Here is a 16,671-nt window from a genome sequence, read left to right on the forward strand (position 1 = left end):
CTTAGCCCTCCTTGACCAGGCCGAGATCGGTCAGCACTTCGCGGGTGGCGTCGTAGTAACGCACGTACCCGGTGCAGCGACAGATGTGGTGGCCAAGGCTGGCCTCGATGGTCGATTCCAGTTCGCTCTTCTTCAGCGGCTGGCGCTGGGCCTTCTCCACCAGCACGGTGGCGGCGTTGACGAAGCCCGGCGCGCAGTAGCTGCACTGGAAGGCGAAGCGGTCGACGAACTTCTGCTGGATCGGGTTCAGTTCCTTCACCGAACCGTCTGCCTCACGCTTGGCGTGGCCTTCGATGGTGCGCACCTTCTTGCCTTCGAAGTAGTGCGCGCCGGTGATGCAGGTGCGCACTTCCTCGCTGGTGCCGTCGGGGTTGTCGACGATCACCACGCAGGCGTGGCAGATGCCCTGGCCGCAGCCCAGGCGCGAACCGGTGAGGTTCTGGTATTCATGCAGGTAGTCGATCATCGGCAGGTCCTCGGGAACCTCGACCGGACCGACGGTTTGACCATTCAAGGTCAGGTTGAGCTGACGGTTAGCCATTGAGGGCCTCCTTGATGCGAGCGGGAGTGATGGGCAGGTCGCGGACACGCTTGCCGATGGCGTGGGCCACGGCGTTGCCGATGGCGCCGACCACCGGAATCATCACCACCTCGGCGATGCCCTTGGACGGATCGCTGGGCGAGAGCGGCGGAAGGATTTCCGAGCTCTGCTGCCAGACGGCCACGTCTTTCGCCTTCGGGAGACGGTAGCGGTTGAAGTTCCAATCGCCCTCGCCCGGCCCACCCTCGTACAGCGGCATGTCTTCCAGCAGCGCATGGCCGATGCCCATGGCAGTGCCACCTTCGATCTGGCCTTTCACCAGCTCCGGCACCAGCACGCGGCCGCACTCGATCCAGCTGTGGTGGTTGAGCACGCTGACTTCGCCGTTGCCCTTGTTCACCTTCAGCTCGACGATAGTGGCGACCGGGCTGTAGTAGGTGACCATGGCGTTGTTCAGCTGGGTCGCCGGGTAGGCCGCGTTCTGGCGGTCCAGCAGGTGGAAGCCGTTGCTGCTCATCTGCGCCTTCTTCACGGAGGGCGCACCGTCGCCGTATTTCACGGCCAATGCGTCGAGCGGCAGGCGATCACGCACACCGTCGATGACGAAGTCAGACTCGGCCCAGCTCCAGCGGTTGAAGCCGTGGACGCTGGCGCCGGTGACCAGCCCCAGCTCGTGGGCGGTTTTGGCCAGTTGCTCGAAGGCCAGCGGCTCCAGGCCGTTGGCGGTGAGTTTGCCGTCGACCCAATGGGCGTCCTCGCGGCGCACTACCAGCGGGTTGGCCGAGCCACCGAACGGGCCCTTGCCCCAGAGGTGCAGCGCTGCCGGCCACAGGCCGTGGTTGAACAGCACGCGCGCCGCTTCACGGGTGGCGTGGCTGAAATAGTAGGCCGAGTTGGTCGCCGACGAGGGCGAGGCCAGCTTGCCGACCCAGCGCGGGTTGCGCAGGGCGGCGTCCTGGTCGGCCTGGCTGATCAGGTAGGGGTTGCCACTGGTGGTCAGTTGCAGCTCCGGCCATTCAGTCTCGGCGGTGCGTACTTCGTCCGCCGGGCGGCCGAGGAAGTCACCGACCACGAAGGCCTGGGAAGTGGACATGCCGGTACCCAGCTCGGTGCCGATGTGGCGCAGGAACACGCGGCCATCGGCGCCGAACTCGACGTGGGCCATGGGCGACTCGGAACCGGTGCCGAAGTCCTTCTGGCAGATGGCGAAGCCGATGCCGTACCAGTGGTCCGGGTCCTTGGCGTCCATCTCCTTCTTGCGCGCGTCGCGGTTTTTCCACCAGTCGTGGGCTGCGGCCTTGTCGAGGATCTCGTGCAGGCGCAGCGCACCGGCGGGCACGGCGCCCTGGGTGTTCTTCATGCCCGACTTGAGGGCGTTGACGCGGCGCAGCTCGATGGCATCGACACCGAGGATGCCGGCGACTTCGTCCACCATCATTTCGGTGGCGGCCATGGTCTGCAGCGTGCCGTAGCCGCGCATCGAGCCAGCTTCCACGCCGCGCGAATGGTAGGCGGTCACCGACAGGTCGTTCTGCGGCATGTAGTAGATCGACTGCGCAGCCGTGGCGCCCACCGCCGCAACGGAGGGGCTGTAGTTGATGCGACCGCCGCCGTCGACGTTCATGTCGGCGCGGAAGATCTTGAAGCTGAGGTCGCTCTTGTCCACCGCCAACTGGTAGCGGATGTCGAACGGGTGACGCTTGATGCCGCTCTGGAACTGCTCGTAGCGGTCATTGGCCAGGCGCACCGGCACACCCTCGCCATACAGCGCGGCGACCGCGGCGTAGAAGACGAAGATGTTGTTGTCCTTGGAGCCGTAACCCACGGTGTAGCCGGGGTGCATGCTCAGCTTGTTCAGCGCAAAGCGCGACGGCTTGATCATGTGCACGCATTCGCTGGCCACCTCGAACGGGCACTGGGTGGCGACGACGAAGTGCAGGGTGCCGGTCTTGGCGTCGTACCAGCCGTTGCCGTTGTCCGGTTCCAGCGCTGCCGGCTCGATGGACGGGGTCCTGTAGCGCTCGTTGAAGACCAGCCAGTTCTCCGGCGGATTGTCGATCTGCTGCTTGATCTGCTGGGCGTAGAACAGGCCCTGCTCGGTCAGGTCGCCATGCTGCTTGGGCTCGGAGGTCCACACCGGCTTGCGGTTGAGGATGGTGGGGAACAGCATCGAGTCCTTCAGGCTGGAGAACTCGTCGTCGTCGAACGGCGTCTTGCCGCCCACGCGCACGAAACGGAAGCTGCCGTAAGGGTCGCGCTGGTACAGCGGCGCCTGGGCGCCGTAGCGGATCGCCTTGTCGTTGAACTTCAGCTTGAGCTTGGCCTGGCGATAACGCTCGAAATCCTTCCAGATCAGGATCGCCACCGGGTGGCCGATGAACATCGGCACCTGCCCCACAGGCAGCAGCGGGTCCGGCGAGTGCGCCTCGGGCCAGGCGATGCCGTCCTTTTTCAGGTCCTCGGCGGTGACGATGCGGTCCGGCTGCAGCTCGGCGCCCAGCCAGGACAGGTCGATGCCGTCGAACAGGCGGTCGGCCTTGGTGATCTTCAGCAGCATGGCGTGGCCCTGCTGCTGCGGCCAGCCGGGCATGTCCTTGGAGCGGATGTCGCGGGCGAACACCTTGTTGCCGCAGACCTTGGACAGCGCGTCGTTACGGAAGCGCGCCTTGCCGTCGTGGCCCATCCACTGCTGGGGGGAGACGGTGACGGAGTTCTCCATCAGGGCAGCGAAGGCCCGACTGCCGAGCGGCGCCATGGTCACGCTGACACCGGCAATCAGCCCGCCTTGCAGGAAGGCGCGCCGGGAAATATCACGGTTGGACATGGTTCATCCTTGGGACGGTGAAGGCCGCCCATATGGTGTTTTTTCTGTGCTGGGGAGAGTTCGGGGGCCGCACAATCGCGGGCGTCTCGGGGATGGCGCCGGAGGAAGGATCCTGCAGTAAAACCTGACTCCTCTGTCAACTTTAACGCACCTCAATAGTGCGAAGCAAAGTCAATCGGCCAGCTTGTCGCGGCGATGAAAATTTTAGTCGACGGGTCGAGACTAATCGCCAATAGCGCAATCCAGCGACGACCAGCGGAAAAGTGTTACGCCGTGCTACGCTGCGCAGCTCTTGCTTAGCCTCCTAACAAAAGCACTTCCCATGACCGCCCAAGCCACGTCCCTGCTGCGTCACCGGCCCTTTCTCGCCTTCTGGCTGGCGCGCGTCTGCACCGCCAGCGCCTTCCAGATGATCACCGTGGCCATCGGCTGGCACATCTACGAGCTGACCCACAATGTGCTCGATCTCGGCCTGGTGGGATTGGTGGAGTTCACCCCGCGCGTGCTGTTCATGCTGCACACCGGTCACGTCGCCGACCGCTATGACCGGAGGCGCATCGCCTCGCTCTGCCAGATCGGCCAGGGCCTCATCGCGGTGGCGCTGGTGGTGGGCGCCAGCACCGACAACGTGACGCGAGAGATGATCTTCGTGATGGCCTTCCTGCTCGGTACCGCGCGGGCCTTCGAGATGCCGACCACCCAGGCGCTGCTGCCGAACATCGTGCCCACCGCGCTGTTCCCCCGCGCCGTGGCGGCGTCCGCCTCGGCCATGCAGGCGGCGACCATCGCGGCGCCAGCCTTCGGCGGTTTCCTCTATGCGTTCGGTGCCTTCTGGGTCTACACGCCCACGGCGGTGCTGTACTTCATCGCCTGCACCCTGGTGCTCACCCTGCCCTCGCGCCAGGCGCCAGCCGCGCAAGGCAAGGCCACGCTGGAATCGCTGCTAGCGGGCATTCGCTTCATCCGCAGCCGCCCGGACATCTTCGGCGCCATATCCCTGGACCTGTTCGCCGTGCTGCTGGGCGGCGCCACCGCGCTGCTGCCGGTGTTCGCCAAGGACATCCTGCTCACCGGCCCCTGGGGCCTGGGCCTGCTGCGTTCGGCCCCGGCGGTGGGCGCGTTGCTGATGTCGTTCTGGCTGGCGCGCTTCCCCATCGAGCGCAACGTCGGGCGGATCATGTTCGCCGCCGTGGGCGTGTTCGGCGTCACCACCATCGCCTTCGGCCTGTCGACATCGTTCTGGTTCTCCCTGGCAGTGCTTGTGGTGCTGGGCGCGGCGGACATGATCAGCATGGTCATCCGTGGCGCCTTCGTGCAGCTCGAAACCCCGGATGAGATGCGCGGCCGGGTGAGCGCGGTGAACGGGCTGTTCATCGGCGCCTCGAACCAGCTGGGCGAATTCGAATCCGGCCTTACCGCCCACTGGCTCGGCACCGTCCCGGCGGTGGTGCTCGGAGGTGTCGGCACACTGGTCGTCACTGGCGTGTGGATGAAGCTGTTCCCGAGTCTGGCCAAGCGCGACAAGTTGCACTGATCGACCCACAACTGACCGTGGGCGGAGTCCGCTTCCACAGTCACCGGGTGCCACAACCGTAGGATGGTGTGGAGCGAAGCGATACCCATCGATCGATGCGCGAAAACGCTGATGGGTATCGCAAGCTCCACCCATCCTACGGGCCGACCTGAGGTTGCGCGAGCGAGCAAGCTGGCTCCTACAAAAAAGCCGACACCCAGGACAAAAAAATCCCCCGCACGAAACCGTGCGAGGGATGTGGGAACGGGCGCCGGGGGACGGCGCCCGGATGGGATCGATTGCGCGGGCTAGTGCGGCGTGCCCAGCCCCGCCGCGCTCATGAACAGGCGCATCAGCCAGGCCGCCACGCCAAGGGCGGCGACGCTCAGTACCCAGATCAGCACCAGCCAGCCCAGCCGCTTGCGCAGCGGTGCTTTCTCCTGCTCTTCATGAGTCATCGCACGAACCTCTAGTGGTAGCCATCGCCAGGCTTCACCTTGCCGCGGAACACGTAGTAGCTCCAGGCGGTGTAGCCGAGGATGAAGGGGATGATGAACAGCGCGCCGACCAGCATGAAACCCTGGCTCTGCGGCGGTGCGGCAGCGTCCCAGATGGACAGCGACGGCGGCACGATGTTCGGCCACAGGCTGATGCCCAAACCGCTATAGCCCAGGAAGATCAGCACCAGGGTGAGCACGAAAGGCTTCACGTGGTCGTTGTTCGCCACCGAACGCAGCAGGCTGTAGAAGGTCAGCAGCACCAGCAGCGGCACCGGCAGGAACCAGAACAGGTTGGGCAGGCTGAACCAGCGCTGGGCAATCTCGCCATGGGCCAGCGGCGTCCACAGGCTGACGACACCGATCACGGCCAGCAGTACCAGCGCCAGCGGGCGCGCCAGGTCATGCATGCGCTCCTGCAGCTTGCCTTCGGTCTTCATGATCAACCAGGTGCAGCCCAGCAGGGTGTAGGCCACCACCAGGCCCAGGCCGCAGAACAGCGGGAACGGCGCCAGCCAGTCCAGCGCGCCGCCAGCGAAGGCGCGGTTCTGCACCGGGATGCCTTCGATAAAGGCGCCCAGCGCCACGCCCTGGAAGAAGGTCGCCACCAAGGAGCCTGCGATGAACGACTTGTCCCACAGGTGACGCTTGTTGGCCCGCGCCTTGAAGCGGAACTCGAAGGCCACGCCGCGGAAGATCAGCCCGACGAGCATCAGAATCAGCGGCAGGTAAAGCGCCGAGAGCACGGCCGAATACGCCACCGGGAAGGCGCCGAACAGCGCCGCGCCGCCCAGCACCAGCCAGGTCTCGTTACCGTCCCAGACCGGCGCAACGGTGTTCATCATCACGTCGCGGTCGCTCTCGTCCTTGAAGAACGGATAGAGCATGCCGATGCCCAGATCGAAGCCATCCATCACGACGTACATCATGATCCCGAAGATGATGATGATCGCCCAGATCAGCGGAAGATCGATGCCCATGATTCAGTTCCTCCCTTCCAGGCTGTCGCTGTCGCCATCTTCCAGGCCCTCTTCGGCCGCCGACAGCGGCCGTGCCGGGGTGCGTTTCTGGCCTGCACCGCCGTGGCTGGTTTCGCGACCTTCGTGAGTGACCGGACCCTTGCGCACCAGGCGCATCATGTAGCCGATGCCCACGCCGAACAGCGTGAAATACACCAGCACGAACATCACCAGGGTCAGGCTCATCTGCGTGACGCTGTGATTGGACACCGCATCGGAGGTGCGCATCAGCCCGTACACCACCCAGGGTTGGCGACCGATCTCGGTGGTGAACCAGCCGGCGAGGATCGCGATCAGGCCGGACGGCCCCATCCACAGCACCAGGTGCAGGAACGCGCGGTTCGCGTAGAGCCGCTTGCGCCAGCGCAGCCAGACGCTCCACACGCCGATCAGGATCATCAGCAGCCCCAGGCCGACCATGACGCGGAACGACCAGAAGATGATGGTGGAGTTGGGACGGTCAGCCTTCGGGAAGTCTTTCAGTGCCGGGATCGGCTCGGTCAGGCTGTGGTTCAGGATCAGGCTGCCCAGTACCGGGATCTCGATCTTGAAGCGGGTTTCCTCGCGCTCCATGTCGGGCCAGCCGACCAGGATCAGCGGCGTCGGGCCGCCTTCGCTGTTGTCCCAGTGGCCTTCGATGGCGGCGATCTTCGCCGGCTGGTGCTTGAGCGTGTTCAAACCATGGGCGTCGCCCACCATGGCCTGGATGGGCGCGACGATCAGCGCCATCCACATGGCCATCGAGAGCATCTTGCGGATCGCCGGATTGTCCCGGCCGCGCAGCAGGTGCCAGGCCGCCGAGGCGCCGACGAAGAAGGCGGTGGCAACGAACGAGGCGATCGCCATGTGCAGCAGCCGATAGGGGAAGGACGGGTTGAAGATGATTGCCAGCCAGTCCACCGGCACCACGATGCCGTTGATGATCTCGTGGCCCTGCGGGGTCTGCATCCAGCTGTTGGAGGCGAGAATCCAGAAGGTCGAGATCAGCGTGCCGATCGCCACCATGACGGTGGCGAAGAAATGCAGGCCCGGGCCGACGCGGTGCCAGCCGAAGAGCATGACGCCGAGGAAGCCCGCCTCGAGGAAGAATGCCGTGAGCACTTCGTAGGTCAGCAGCGGGCCGGTGACGCTCCCGGCGAAGGCCGAGAAGGCGCTCCAGTTGGTGCCGAACTGGTAGGCCATGACGAGGCCGGAGACCACGCCCATGCCGAAGTTGACGGCGAAAATCTTCGACCAGAAGTGATAGAGATCGCGGTAGACCTCATCGCCGGTCTTCAGCCACAAGCCTTCGAGCACCGCCAGGTAACTGGCGAGGCCGATGGTGATGGCCGGGAAGATGATGTGGAAGGACACGGTAAAGGCGAACTGGATCCGAGCCAGGTCGAGCGCCTCCAATCCGAACATGACAATTCCTCTCTCAGGCTGACGCCGACCTCACGTAAAGGGCCGGGCACCGTACCTTGCGCATGCGCAGGGCGTTCTTGCGTGACGTGTTTTCGAGCCCGCCGGTCTGCTGCCGGTTCGACTTCATTTCGCTACAGACAGAATGGCCTGCGTTGCGCATTGACGCCGCTCAATGAAGCAAAGAGATATTACGCCGCAGCCCCGCGCAATCCGCCGTGGTGGGTTGCCGCGCGACGGGGTGCCGCGCGACAGCTTGTCCCAGGGCGCACCCTTGTGGCCGTATGAACAAAATCGAATATGAAAATGAAAAATTAATATTTTATTGGAATAAAAAGACCGGGTAGCTTTCACTGCAACCGCTGCCGAATGAGCCGCGGAAAAAGAATCCACCGCCCGTACGAAGGCCCCATCCCGGCCGGCCCGGACGCCAGCGGTCATCTGCCCCACAAGGACATCCGCAATGAAAAAGCTGCTGCTTCTGACCGCCCTCGCCGCTGCCTTCACCACTTCCGCTTTCGCCAACGAGAAGCTGGTCGTCGCTGCCACCCCGATTCCCCACGCCGAGATCCTCGAGCTGATCAAGCCGACCCTGGCCAAGGAAGGTGTGGACCTGCAGATCAAGGTCTTCACCGACTACGTGCAGCCCAACGTGCAGGTGGCCGAGAAGCGCCTGGACGCCAACTACTTCCAGACCAAGCCGTACCTGGACAACTTCAACTCCGGCAAGGGCACCGACCTGGTCACCGTGACCGGCGTGCATGTCGAGCCCTTCGGCGGCTACTCGAAGAAGTACAAGTCCATCGACCAGCTGCCTGACGGCGCCACCGTTGCCATCCCCAACGAAGGCAGCAACAGCGGCCGCGCCCTGCTCCTGCTGCAGAAGGCCGGCGTGATCAAGCTCAAGGACCCGAGCAACGCCCTGGCCACCCCCAAAGACATCGCCGAGAACCCCAAGCACCTGAAGTTCAAGGAGCTGGAGTCGGCCCTGCTGCCGCGCGTGCTGGACCAGGTCGACCTGGACCTGATCAACACCAACTACGCGCTGGAAGCCAAGCTCAACCCGGTGAAGGACGCACTGATCCTCGAAGACCGCAACTCGCCCTACGTGAACTACCTGGTGGCGCGCCCGGACAACAAGGACAGCGATGCCCTGAAGAAACTCTCCGCCGCCCTGACCAGCCCGGAAGTCAAAGCCTTCATCGAGAAGAAGTACAACGGCGCCGTGGTGCCCGCCTTCTGACCCGTCGCCCGGCCGAGTGTCGGGCGCAACGACTCCCACGCTGGGCGCGCCTTGGGCGCACCCGCTTCAACGCCGGTGGGCAGGTTCCACCGGCGTTTTTCTTTCCCAAGGACCTGCCATGAGCGACACCGCCAAAGGCCCCTCCACCCGATCCGTGCATGCCGGCCACGATGCCGACCGGCGCATGGTCACCCGCGCCAAGAGCCAGCCGATCTACCAGAGCTCGGTATTCGTCTACGACTCCCTGGAACAGGTCGACGACTTCCTTGCCGGCAACCCCGACAACTACATGTACACCCGCATCGGCAACCCCAACCACAGCGCCGTGGAAGAGCTGCTGCGCGAACTGGAAGTCGGCGAGGACGCGCTGTTCTCCGCCTCCGGCATGGCGGCCATTTCCGCTGCGCTGCTGGGGGTACTGGGCGCCGGCGACCACCTGATCGCCAGCCGCGAGCTGTACGGCACCACCCAAAGCCTGATCGAGAGGGAGCTGACCCGCTTCGGCATCGCCTCCACCCTGCTCGACCTCAACGACCTGGCGGCGGTGGAAGCGGCGATCACCCCCACCACGAAGCTGATCTACACCGAGACCGCCTCCAACCCGCTGGTGCGCATCAGCAATATTCCTGCGCTGGCCGATCTTGCCCATCGCCACGGTCTCAAGCTGCTGGTGGACAACACCTTCCTCTCGCCGGTGCTCTATCAGCCGCTGCGCGATGGCGCCGACCTGGTGATCCACAGCACCACCAAGTACCTCAACGGCCACAGCGACGCCATGGGCGGCGCGCTGATCGGCGACGCCCAGTGGGTTGCCGCCGCGCGGCGCTTCCAGATCAACGCCGGCGGCAGCGCCAGCCCCTTCGAAAGCTGGCTCAACTTCCGCGGCGCGAAGACCCTGGCCCTGCGCATGAAGGCCCACTCGCAGAACGCCCAGGCGCTGGCCGAAGCCCTCGAAGCACATCCGCAGGTGGCCCGCGTGTTCTACCCCGGCCTGCCTTCGCACCCGGACTTCGAGCTGGCGCAGCGGCTGTTCCGCAAAGGCCATTCGGGCATGTTGAGCTTCACCCTCAAAGGTGGCCTCGATCAGGTCGACGCGCTGATCGGCGAGCTGCAACTGGCTGCCTTCGCCCCCTCGCTGGCCGGAGTCGCCAGCAGCATCACCCACCCCGGCAAGACCTCGCATCGCGCGCTATCCGCCGAGGCCCTGACCGCGCTGGACATCCACGACGGCACCATCCGTGTGTCGGTGGGCATAGAGGACAGCGAGGACATCGTCCGCGACTTCCTGCAGGCGCTGGACGCGCTGTAGAAGCAGAAGGAGAAACCCCATGAATGCACCCCACGCGCCGCTACCGCTGCTGACCTTCCCCGACGCCGACAAGAGCCCGCTGAGCATCCGCGCCAAGGCGCTGGTGTTCTTCGACCCGCGCTCCCATGAAGTGCGCGACGAGGTGGAGCGCCTGGCGCCGTTGCCGCAGCCGGTGCTGATCCACGGCGAGACCGGCACCGGCAAGGAGCTGCTGGCCCGTCACATCCACCGCGCCAGCGAACGCCCGGGCCTGTTCGTCGCGGTGAGCTGCAGCGCCCTGAGCCGCAATTACGCCGAGGCCGAGCTGTTCGGCTATGCCCCTGGCGCGCACAACGGCCCGGTGGGCAGCCGCGCCGGCTGGTTCGGCTCGGCCAACGGCGGGACTTTGTATCTGGACGAGATCGCCGACCTGCCGCTGTCGCTGCAACAGAAGCTGCTGCGCGTGCTGCAGGAGCGCGAGGTGCTGCGCGTCGGTGCCCGCGAGCCGGTGCCGGTGGACGTGCGCCTGGTCGCCGCCACCAGCATCGACCTGGGGCAGGCAGTGAAAGCAGGGAAATTCCTCGAAGGGCTGCAGCAGTACCTGCACGACGGCAACCTTACGCTGCCACCGCTGCGCGAGCGCATCGGCGATATCCAGCCACTGGCCGAGTACTTCCTCGGCGTGCATGCGCAGCGCCTGGAACTGCCGGTGCCGCAGATCGCCAGTGACACCCAGCGCGCGCTGGAGGGCTATTCGTGGCCGGGCAATATTCGCGAATTGGAGAACGTCATCCACTTCGCCCTGCTGGTCAGCCCGGACGAGGAGATCCGCCCGGAGCACCTTAACTTTTCAGGTGGAGTGGCGGGATCAGGCGGCGTAACGGGAGCCAGCGAGGAAGCGCTGGAGCGCCTGGTACGCCAGCCCGGCGTCGAGGCGCAGTTGCGTGCGCTGCTGCAACGCCTGGAGCACGAGCGCGGCTGAGTCGCCGCGCTGTAGTCGCCAGCGCGACCCGATGGGTCGCGCACGGGCGACAGCATGCTGCTGGGGCTTACTTGGTAGCGGTGTTCGAGTGAGCAACCACCGGAGTGCACGACGGGTTGGTCAGCTTGGCCGGATCGGTCAGCAGGCCCGGCATCATGCGCGAGGTGCAGTTGAACACGCGGCCTTTGGTGGTGGTGGCGACATAGGAGAGTTCCTGGCCACCCAGGGCGTCCGGCTGGCCGGCTTTGACGTCGCTGACGACCAGCTCGTCGGAGGAGGCCAGACCGATCATCTGAGCGGTAGCGGCCTGCAGCGGAACGATGGCCTGGTTGGTGGTCATGGTCTGGCAACCGGCCAGCGAAGCGAAGAGTGCAGTGGCAATGGCGATGCGTTTGAAGTCCATCTCGAGATGCTCCCTGTTGGTGGATTTTTGTCCTGCGGGTGGGAGACTAACGGAACCGACGAGTCAATCGCCATACTCGCTTCACAACTTTTTCACAAAATATTGCACGCGTGTTCAGGTTTTCCAGCGCTGCCCCGCTCTATTTCGGGAATTGTGCTACGCGAAGCGCTGTATCACCGCGCTGACAGCCGGTAAATCGCTGCAATGCCAGCCGCGGCGCTGAACCGTTTCACCTTTAGCGACGAACGGTCGCAGTGAAAGGCTTCGCCGACCTGAAGATTTGCGAGAGGGAATCCTGAGCAACAAGTCAAAAACAGGACCATTCACCGCAAAACATCATGAAAGCAGTCTCATCGACCGCCTCAATACCTTCCATCAAGACCATTCACTTCTTTTTGTCACAATCTTCAGGGAAAATGGCTATCAGGCGGTCGGGACCCCTTTTCCCCGGCGCCATTGGAGACTACCGTGACCAGCTTTGCCGCTCTTGCCAACTTCTTCGCCGCCACCGCTTTCCTGACCGCGCCCGCGAAGGCCGACCCGGAACGCCGTGAGATCCGTGAGGCGAAAAAGAACCGCCGCAAGTAAGCAGTACCCGCTCCGCTCGGCCCTTGTACAGGGCCGGCGGCGGGACCACCGGTCCCGCCGATTGGCTTTCCAGGGCCTTCCCGTGTTTTCATTGAATGCTTGTTCAAGGAAAATTTCGAGGAACCCCGCCCGTTTTGTCCGTTGCACAATCCTCCCCGTCCGTAACATCCTCCCCCGCCATGCGCATGAACCCACCGGTCTTCTACGGTGCGGCCGCGCTGATCCTGCTCTTCGCCCTGATCGTCATCGCCCAGCCGCAACAGGCCGGTGAATGGCTGCTCGCCGCGCAGTCCTGGGCCGCCGACACTGTCGGCTGGTATTACCTGCTGGCGATGACGCTGTACCTGATCTTCGTGGTGGTCACCGCGCTTTCCGGCTACGGAAAGATCAAGCTCGGTGCCGACCACGACGAGCCGGAATTCAGCTACCTGTCCTGGGCCGGCATGCTGTTCGCCGCGGGCATCAGCATCACCCTGTTCTTCTTCTGCGTGTCCGAGCCACTGACCCACTTCGCCCAGCCGCCGCAAGGTGAAGCCGGGACCCCGGAAGCGGCGCGCCAGGCCATGCAGCTGCTGTTCCTGCACTGGGGCCTGCACGGCTGGGGCGTGTTCGCCCTGGTGGCGATGGCGCTGGCCTATTTCGCCTACCGCCATAACCTGCCGCTGGCGCTGCGCTCGGCGCTCTACCCGCTGATCGGCAAGCGCATCAATGGCCCCATTGGCTACACGGTGGACTGCTTCGGCATCATCGCCACGGTGTTCGGCCTGGGTGCGGACATGGGCTTTGGCGTGTTGCAGCTCAACGCCGGGCTGGACTTCCTCTTCGGCGTCGCTCATAGCCATCCGGTGCAGATGACCCTGATCGCACTGATGATGGGCGCGGCCATCCTGGTCGCCGTGTCCGGCGTCGACAAGGGCATCCGACTGCTGTCGGACATCAACATGCTGCTGGCCTGCGCGCTGCTGCTCTTCGTGCTGTTCGCCGGCCCCACCCAGCACCTGCTCAACACCCTGGTGCAGAACATCGGCGACTACCTCGGCGCCCTGCCGACCAAGAGTTTCGACCTCTATGCCTACGGCCAGGAAGGCAGCGACTGGCTGGGCGGCTGGACGGTGTTCTACTGGGCCTGGTGGATCGCCTGGGCGCCCTTCGTCGGCCTGTTCATCGCGCGCATCTCGCGCGGGCGGACCATCCGTGAATTCGTCTTCGGCGTGCTGTTCATCCCGCTCGGCTTCACCCTCGCCTGGATGTCGATCTTCGGCAACAGCGCCCTGGACCAGGTGCTCAATCACGGCTTCAGCGAGCTGGGCCGCGTGGCCATCGCCGACCCGTCGATGGCGCTCTACCAGATGCTGCAGAACTACCCCGCCAGCCGCGTGGTGATCGCGGTGACGGTGCTGGTCAGCTTCGTCTTCTTCGTCACATCGGCGGACTCCGGCACCGTGGTGCTCTCCACCCTCTCCGCCCGAGGCGGCAGCGCCGACGACGATGGTCCTAAGTGGCTGCGGGTGTTCTGGGGCGTGGCCACCGCACTGGTCACCGGCGGCCTGCTGTTCGCCGGCAGCATCGATGCGCTGAAGTCAGCCGTGGTGCTGACCTCGCTGCCCTTCTCGCTGATCCTGCTGCTGATGATGTGGGGCCTGCACAAGGCCTTCTACCTGGAGTCCCAGCGCCAGCGCGCGCGAACCCATTCACTGGCGCCGCCCTCGGCCAAGCCCGGCGGCTGGAAGCGGCGCATCTCCCAGGCGGTGCACTTCCCCACCCGCGACGAGGTGTACCGCTACATGGTCGACGTGGTCACCCCGGCGATCACCGAGGTCTCCGAGGTGTTCCGCGAGAAGGGCCTGCAGGTGGATTCCGACCTGGACCTGAGCAACCTGGAAATCGGCCTGGAGATCGGCCACGGCGCGCAGCATCCGTTCCTCTACCAGGTCTCGATGCGCGGCTACTTCACCCCCTCCTTCGCCCGTGCCGGCATGGGCGGCCTGCACCTGAAGAACCGCCGCTACTTCCGCGCCGAGGTGCACCTCTCCGAAGGCAGCCAGGACTACGACCTGATGGGCTACAGCAAGGAGCAGATCATCAACGACATGCTCGACCAGTACGAACGGCACCTGCAGTTCCTGCATCTGGTGCGCTGAGCCCGTACACCCACGAAAAAGGCGCCCGCAGGCGCCTTTTTCCCATCACGGCCAAGGATCAGGCGCGGGTGCCGGTCAGCACCTTGCGGTAGAACAGCACGCAGATCGCCACGAATACCACCAGCCCCAGCCACTGCGCGGTGTCCTCGAAAGACTCGCCGACCAGTGCCAAAGGCGTAGCGGAACCGGTGGCGCCGATGATGGCGGCGAGTAGGATGCCCATCAGGCTCTCGCCGACAATCAGGCCGGAGGCCAGCAGCACGCCCCGGCGCCTGGGCTCGTCGGAGAATTTCTCCACATCCTTGCCAGCCGCCGCCGCGCGCTTGGCCAGGGCGGTTTCCAGCAGCCAGCCGATCACCGCGCCGACCACCAGGGTCATGCCGATGGTCGGCGGCAGGTAGATGCCCAGGCCGACTGCCAGTACCGGCAGGCTGGCCTTGCCGGTGCGGCGCAGCAGCACGTCCACCAGGATCAGCGCGATGCCCAGCGCCACGCCGATCAGGATCATGTTCCAGTTCAGCGCGTTGTGGAAAATCCCGCTGGCAATCGCCGTCATCAGCGTCGCCTGCGGTGCGGCCAGCGCGGCGTTCGGGTCCATGCCCTCGCGCGGCAGCGCACCGGTGAAGCCGTAGGCGTTGAACAGCAACTCCAGCACCGGCGGGATCACCAGGGCGCCCACCAGGCAGCCGACGATCAGCGCCACCTGCTGGCGCCACGGGGTCGCGCCGACCAGGTAGCCGGTCTTCAGGTCCTGCAGGTTGTCGTTGGAAATCGCCGCGATGGCGATCACCACCGAGGTGGTGAACAGCGCCAGGGCGATGGCCAGCTTGCCGCCCTGCTGGTCGAGGAAACCGGTCTCCAGCGAGCCGACGCCCAGGATCAGCAGCGACACCAGGATCACCGCGATGATGCCGATGCCGGAGATCGGGCTGCTCGACGAGCCGACCAGGCCGGCCATGTAGCCGCAGGCGGCGGCGATCAGGAAGCCGAAGAAGAAAGCAAAGATCACGCAGACCGCCACCAGGCCCCAGAAGCCGAAGCCATGCAGGTCCGGCGCGGCCTCACCGAGGAAGTAGGAGAACACCACGAACAGCGCCAGCAAGAGAACCCCGGCAATGGTGACGATCCACTTCGCCGACAGGTCCTGCTCGGTGCGCAGGTCGCTGCTTTCACCACGGCCGCTGACGGCGCTGAGCGATGACCAGACGCCCTGCACCATGGGTTTGAACAGAGTGGCCAAGGTCCACAGCGCGGCGATACCGATGGTGCCGGCGCCGAGGAAGCGCACCTGGCTGCTCCAAAGCTTGTTTGCCAGCTCCGGCAGGCTCTGCCCGGCGGCCAGCACGCTGTTGACCGAGAGCAGCGGCACGGCCACGCCCCAGGCAATGACCACGCCGATCAGGATGGCGATGCCGGCGGTGATGCCCATCAGGTAACCGGCACCCACCAGCGCCAGGGAGAAGCCGGTGGACAGGCGGAACGCCGCTTGCCCGGCGGTGAGCCAGAAGCTGAAGCCTTCGGCGAGCACCTTGAAACCGCTGCTGAGCAGGCTGAAGGCGGCGGCGACCACACCGCCGGCGAGGATGTCGCGCAGGCCCGGGCCACCGGCTTTCGCGGACTTGCCGGCCTTCTCTTCCTCTTCGTCCTGGCTGCCGACGCGCAGGATTTCCGCCGCCGCCACACCCTCGGGGTACGGCAGGTTGCTCTGCACCACCATCACCCGGCGCAGCGGAATGGTGTACAGCACGCCGAGGATGCCGCCGATGGAGCAGATGGCCGCGGTCTGCCAGAACGGGAAGCCGCTCCAGTAGCCGATCATCAAGAGGCCGGGAAGGATGAAGATGATCGAGGACAGGGTGCCGGCCGCCGAGGCCTGGGTCTGCACCATGTTGTTCTCGAGGATGTTGGAGCCGGAGAAGTAGCGCAGCACGGCCATGGAAATGACCGCCGCGGGAATCGACGAGGCGAAGGTCAGGCCGACCTTGAGGCCGAGGTAGACGTTGGAAGCGGTAAACACCACGGTGATCAGCGCGCCGAGGATCAGGCCGCGAACCGTCAGCTCGGCGAGGTTGGACTCGTCGGGAATCCTTTCTTGCATGTAGGCAATCTCTTTACGAAGCGAAACTGCCAAAGCGTAGGACAGTGAGCCATCCACCGCGACCCAGAATGGCGACGATTGCGGTCTGCGGTGCGGCTTTGTTGCCGCAAGTCACGGGGATGACGGTAATTTC

Annotated in this window: 12 protein-coding genes; 5 read left to right on the forward strand and 7 right to left on the reverse strand. The window is 65.0% G+C overall.

Annotation, left to right across the window (positions count from 1 at the left end):
• Nucleotide 1 precedes the first annotated feature (1 nt).
• Together MJ122_RS18645 and MJ122_RS18650 are read right to left on the reverse strand one after the other, a co-directional pair.
• Nucleotides 2-541: a (2Fe-2S)-binding protein gene (locus MJ122_RS18645; protein ID WP_088416320.1), complete on the reverse strand. Its 540-nt coding sequence runs from the start codon at nucleotides 539-541 to the stop codon at nucleotides 2-4.
• A complete protein-coding gene (locus MJ122_RS18650) occupies nucleotides 534-3,365 on the reverse strand; it encodes a xanthine dehydrogenase family protein molybdopterin-binding subunit (protein WP_239745476.1) in 2,832 nt (943 codons plus the stop codon). The genes MJ122_RS18645 and MJ122_RS18650 overlap by 8 nt, the downstream gene beginning before the upstream one ends.
• 322 nt (nucleotides 3,366-3,687) lie before the next feature.
• Between MJ122_RS18650 and MJ122_RS18655 the strand changes: the two genes are divergently transcribed.
• The gene (locus MJ122_RS18655; protein ID WP_239745478.1) at nucleotides 3,688-4,899 is read left to right on the forward strand and encodes an MFS transporter; all 1,212 of its coding nucleotides are present in this window, start codon (nucleotides 3,688-3,690) and stop codon (nucleotides 4,897-4,899) included.
• Between the two features lie 287 nt (nucleotides 4,900-5,186).
• On the opposite strand, the gene MJ122_RS18660 is transcribed toward MJ122_RS18655, so the two are convergent.
• From MJ122_RS18660 to MJ122_RS18670, 3 genes are read right to left on the reverse strand one after another with little or no spacing between them, the layout of a single operon-like run.
• Complete coding sequence (locus MJ122_RS18660; RefSeq protein WP_017520659.1) at nucleotides 5,187-5,336, reverse strand: DUF2474 domain-containing protein; 150 nt, start codon at nucleotides 5,334-5,336, stop codon at nucleotides 5,187-5,189.
• A gap of 11 nt (nucleotides 5,337-5,347) precedes the next feature.
• Nucleotides 5,348-6,355, reverse strand: coding sequence for a cytochrome d ubiquinol oxidase subunit II (gene cydB / locus MJ122_RS18665; protein WP_239745481.1), 1,008 nt, complete (start codon nucleotides 6,353-6,355; stop codon nucleotides 5,348-5,350).
• 3 nt (nucleotides 6,356-6,358) lie between these two features.
• Nucleotides 6,359-7,798: a cytochrome ubiquinol oxidase subunit I gene (locus MJ122_RS18670; protein WP_088416316.1), complete on the reverse strand. Its 1,440-nt coding sequence runs from the start codon at nucleotides 7,796-7,798 to the stop codon at nucleotides 6,359-6,361.
• A 460-nt stretch (nucleotides 7,799-8,258) separates the two neighbouring features.
• On the opposite strand from MJ122_RS18670, the gene MJ122_RS18675 reads away from it, so the two are divergent.
• The 3 genes from MJ122_RS18675 to MJ122_RS18685 all read left to right on the forward strand — a co-directional run bounded on the left by MJ122_RS18675 (nucleotide 8,259) and on the right by MJ122_RS18685 (nucleotide 11,308).
• Nucleotides 8,259-9,038: a MetQ/NlpA family ABC transporter substrate-binding protein gene (locus MJ122_RS18675; RefSeq protein WP_239745483.1), complete on the forward strand. Its 780-nt coding sequence runs from the start codon at nucleotides 8,259-8,261 to the stop codon at nucleotides 9,036-9,038.
• Nucleotides 9,039-9,156: 118 nt separating this feature from the next.
• Nucleotides 9,157-10,347: a PLP-dependent aspartate aminotransferase family protein gene (locus tag MJ122_RS18680; protein ID WP_239745493.1), complete on the forward strand. Its 1,191-nt coding sequence runs from the start codon at nucleotides 9,157-9,159 to the stop codon at nucleotides 10,345-10,347.
• 19 nt (nucleotides 10,348-10,366) lie between these two features.
• Nucleotides 10,367-11,308 (forward strand): sigma-54-dependent transcriptional regulator, encoded by a 942-nt coding sequence (locus MJ122_RS18685; protein WP_088416313.1) that lies wholly within the window; start codon nucleotides 10,367-10,369, stop codon nucleotides 11,306-11,308.
• 67 nt (nucleotides 11,309-11,375) lie between these two features.
• Here MJ122_RS18685 and MJ122_RS18690 read toward each other — a convergent pair whose 3' ends face one another.
• Entirely contained in the window at nucleotides 11,376-11,711 is a 336-nt protein-coding gene (locus tag MJ122_RS18690) for a hypothetical protein (protein ID WP_015478994.1), read from the reverse strand.
• Nucleotides 11,712-12,484: 773 nt separating this feature from the next.
• On the opposite strand from MJ122_RS18690, the gene betT reads away from it, so the two are divergent.
• On the forward strand, nucleotides 12,485-14,440 hold the full coding sequence (gene betT / locus MJ122_RS18695; protein ID WP_239745495.1) for a choline transporter BetT: 1,956 nt from the start codon (nucleotides 12,485-12,487) through the stop codon (nucleotides 14,438-14,440).
• Nucleotides 14,441-14,498: 58 nt separating this feature from the next.
• Here betT and MJ122_RS18700 read toward each other — a convergent pair whose 3' ends face one another.
• A complete protein-coding gene (locus MJ122_RS18700) occupies nucleotides 14,499-16,538 on the reverse strand; it encodes an oligopeptide transporter, OPT family (RefSeq protein WP_239745496.1) in 2,040 nt (679 codons plus the stop codon).
• Nucleotides 16,539-16,671 lie beyond the last annotated feature (133 nt).

This window comes from Pseudomonas sp. DP-17 (assembly GCF_022380625.1).
GTDB lineage: Bacteria > Pseudomonadota > Gammaproteobacteria > Pseudomonadales > Pseudomonadaceae > Pseudomonas > Pseudomonas nitroreducens_A.

Excerpts from the sequence above, each read along its gene's own strand:
- MJ122_RS18655 (WP_239745478.1), top strand. The coding sequence starts at position 3,688 with ATGACCGCCCAAGCCACGTCCCTGCTGCGTCACCGGCCCTTTCTCGCC.
- MJ122_RS18670 (WP_088416316.1), bottom strand. The coding sequence starts at position 7,798 with ATGTTCGGATTGGAGGCGCTCGACCTGGCTCGGATCCAGTTCGCCTTT.
- MJ122_RS18650 (WP_239745476.1), bottom strand. The coding sequence starts at position 3,365 with ATGTCCAACCGTGATATTTCCCGGCGCGCCTTCCTGCAAGGCGGGCTG.
- MJ122_RS18690 (WP_015478994.1), bottom strand. The coding sequence starts at position 11,711 with ATGGACTTCAAACGCATCGCCATTGCCACTGCACTCTTCGCTTCGCTG.
- MJ122_RS18685 (WP_088416313.1), top strand. The coding sequence starts at position 10,367 with ATGAATGCACCCCACGCGCCGCTACCGCTGCTGACCTTCCCCGACGCC.
- betT (WP_239745495.1), top strand. The coding sequence starts at position 12,485 with ATGAACCCACCGGTCTTCTACGGTGCGGCCGCGCTGATCCTGCTCTTC.
- cydB (WP_239745481.1), bottom strand. The coding sequence starts at position 6,355 with ATGGGCATCGATCTTCCGCTGATCTGGGCGATCATCATCATCTTCGGG.
- MJ122_RS18675 (WP_239745483.1), top strand. The coding sequence starts at position 8,259 with ATGAAAAAGCTGCTGCTTCTGACCGCCCTCGCCGCTGCCTTCACCACT.
- MJ122_RS18700 (WP_239745496.1), bottom strand. The coding sequence starts at position 16,538 with ATGCAAGAAAGGATTCCCGACGAGTCCAACCTCGCCGAGCTGACGGTT.
- MJ122_RS18660 (WP_017520659.1), bottom strand. The coding sequence starts at position 5,336 with ATGACTCATGAAGAGCAGGAGAAAGCACCGCTGCGCAAGCGGCTGGGC.
- MJ122_RS18645 (WP_088416320.1), bottom strand. The coding sequence starts at position 541 with ATGGCTAACCGTCAGCTCAACCTGACCTTGAATGGTCAAACCGTCGGT.
- MJ122_RS18680 (WP_239745493.1), top strand. The coding sequence starts at position 9,157 with ATGAGCGACACCGCCAAAGGCCCCTCCACCCGATCCGTGCATGCCGGC.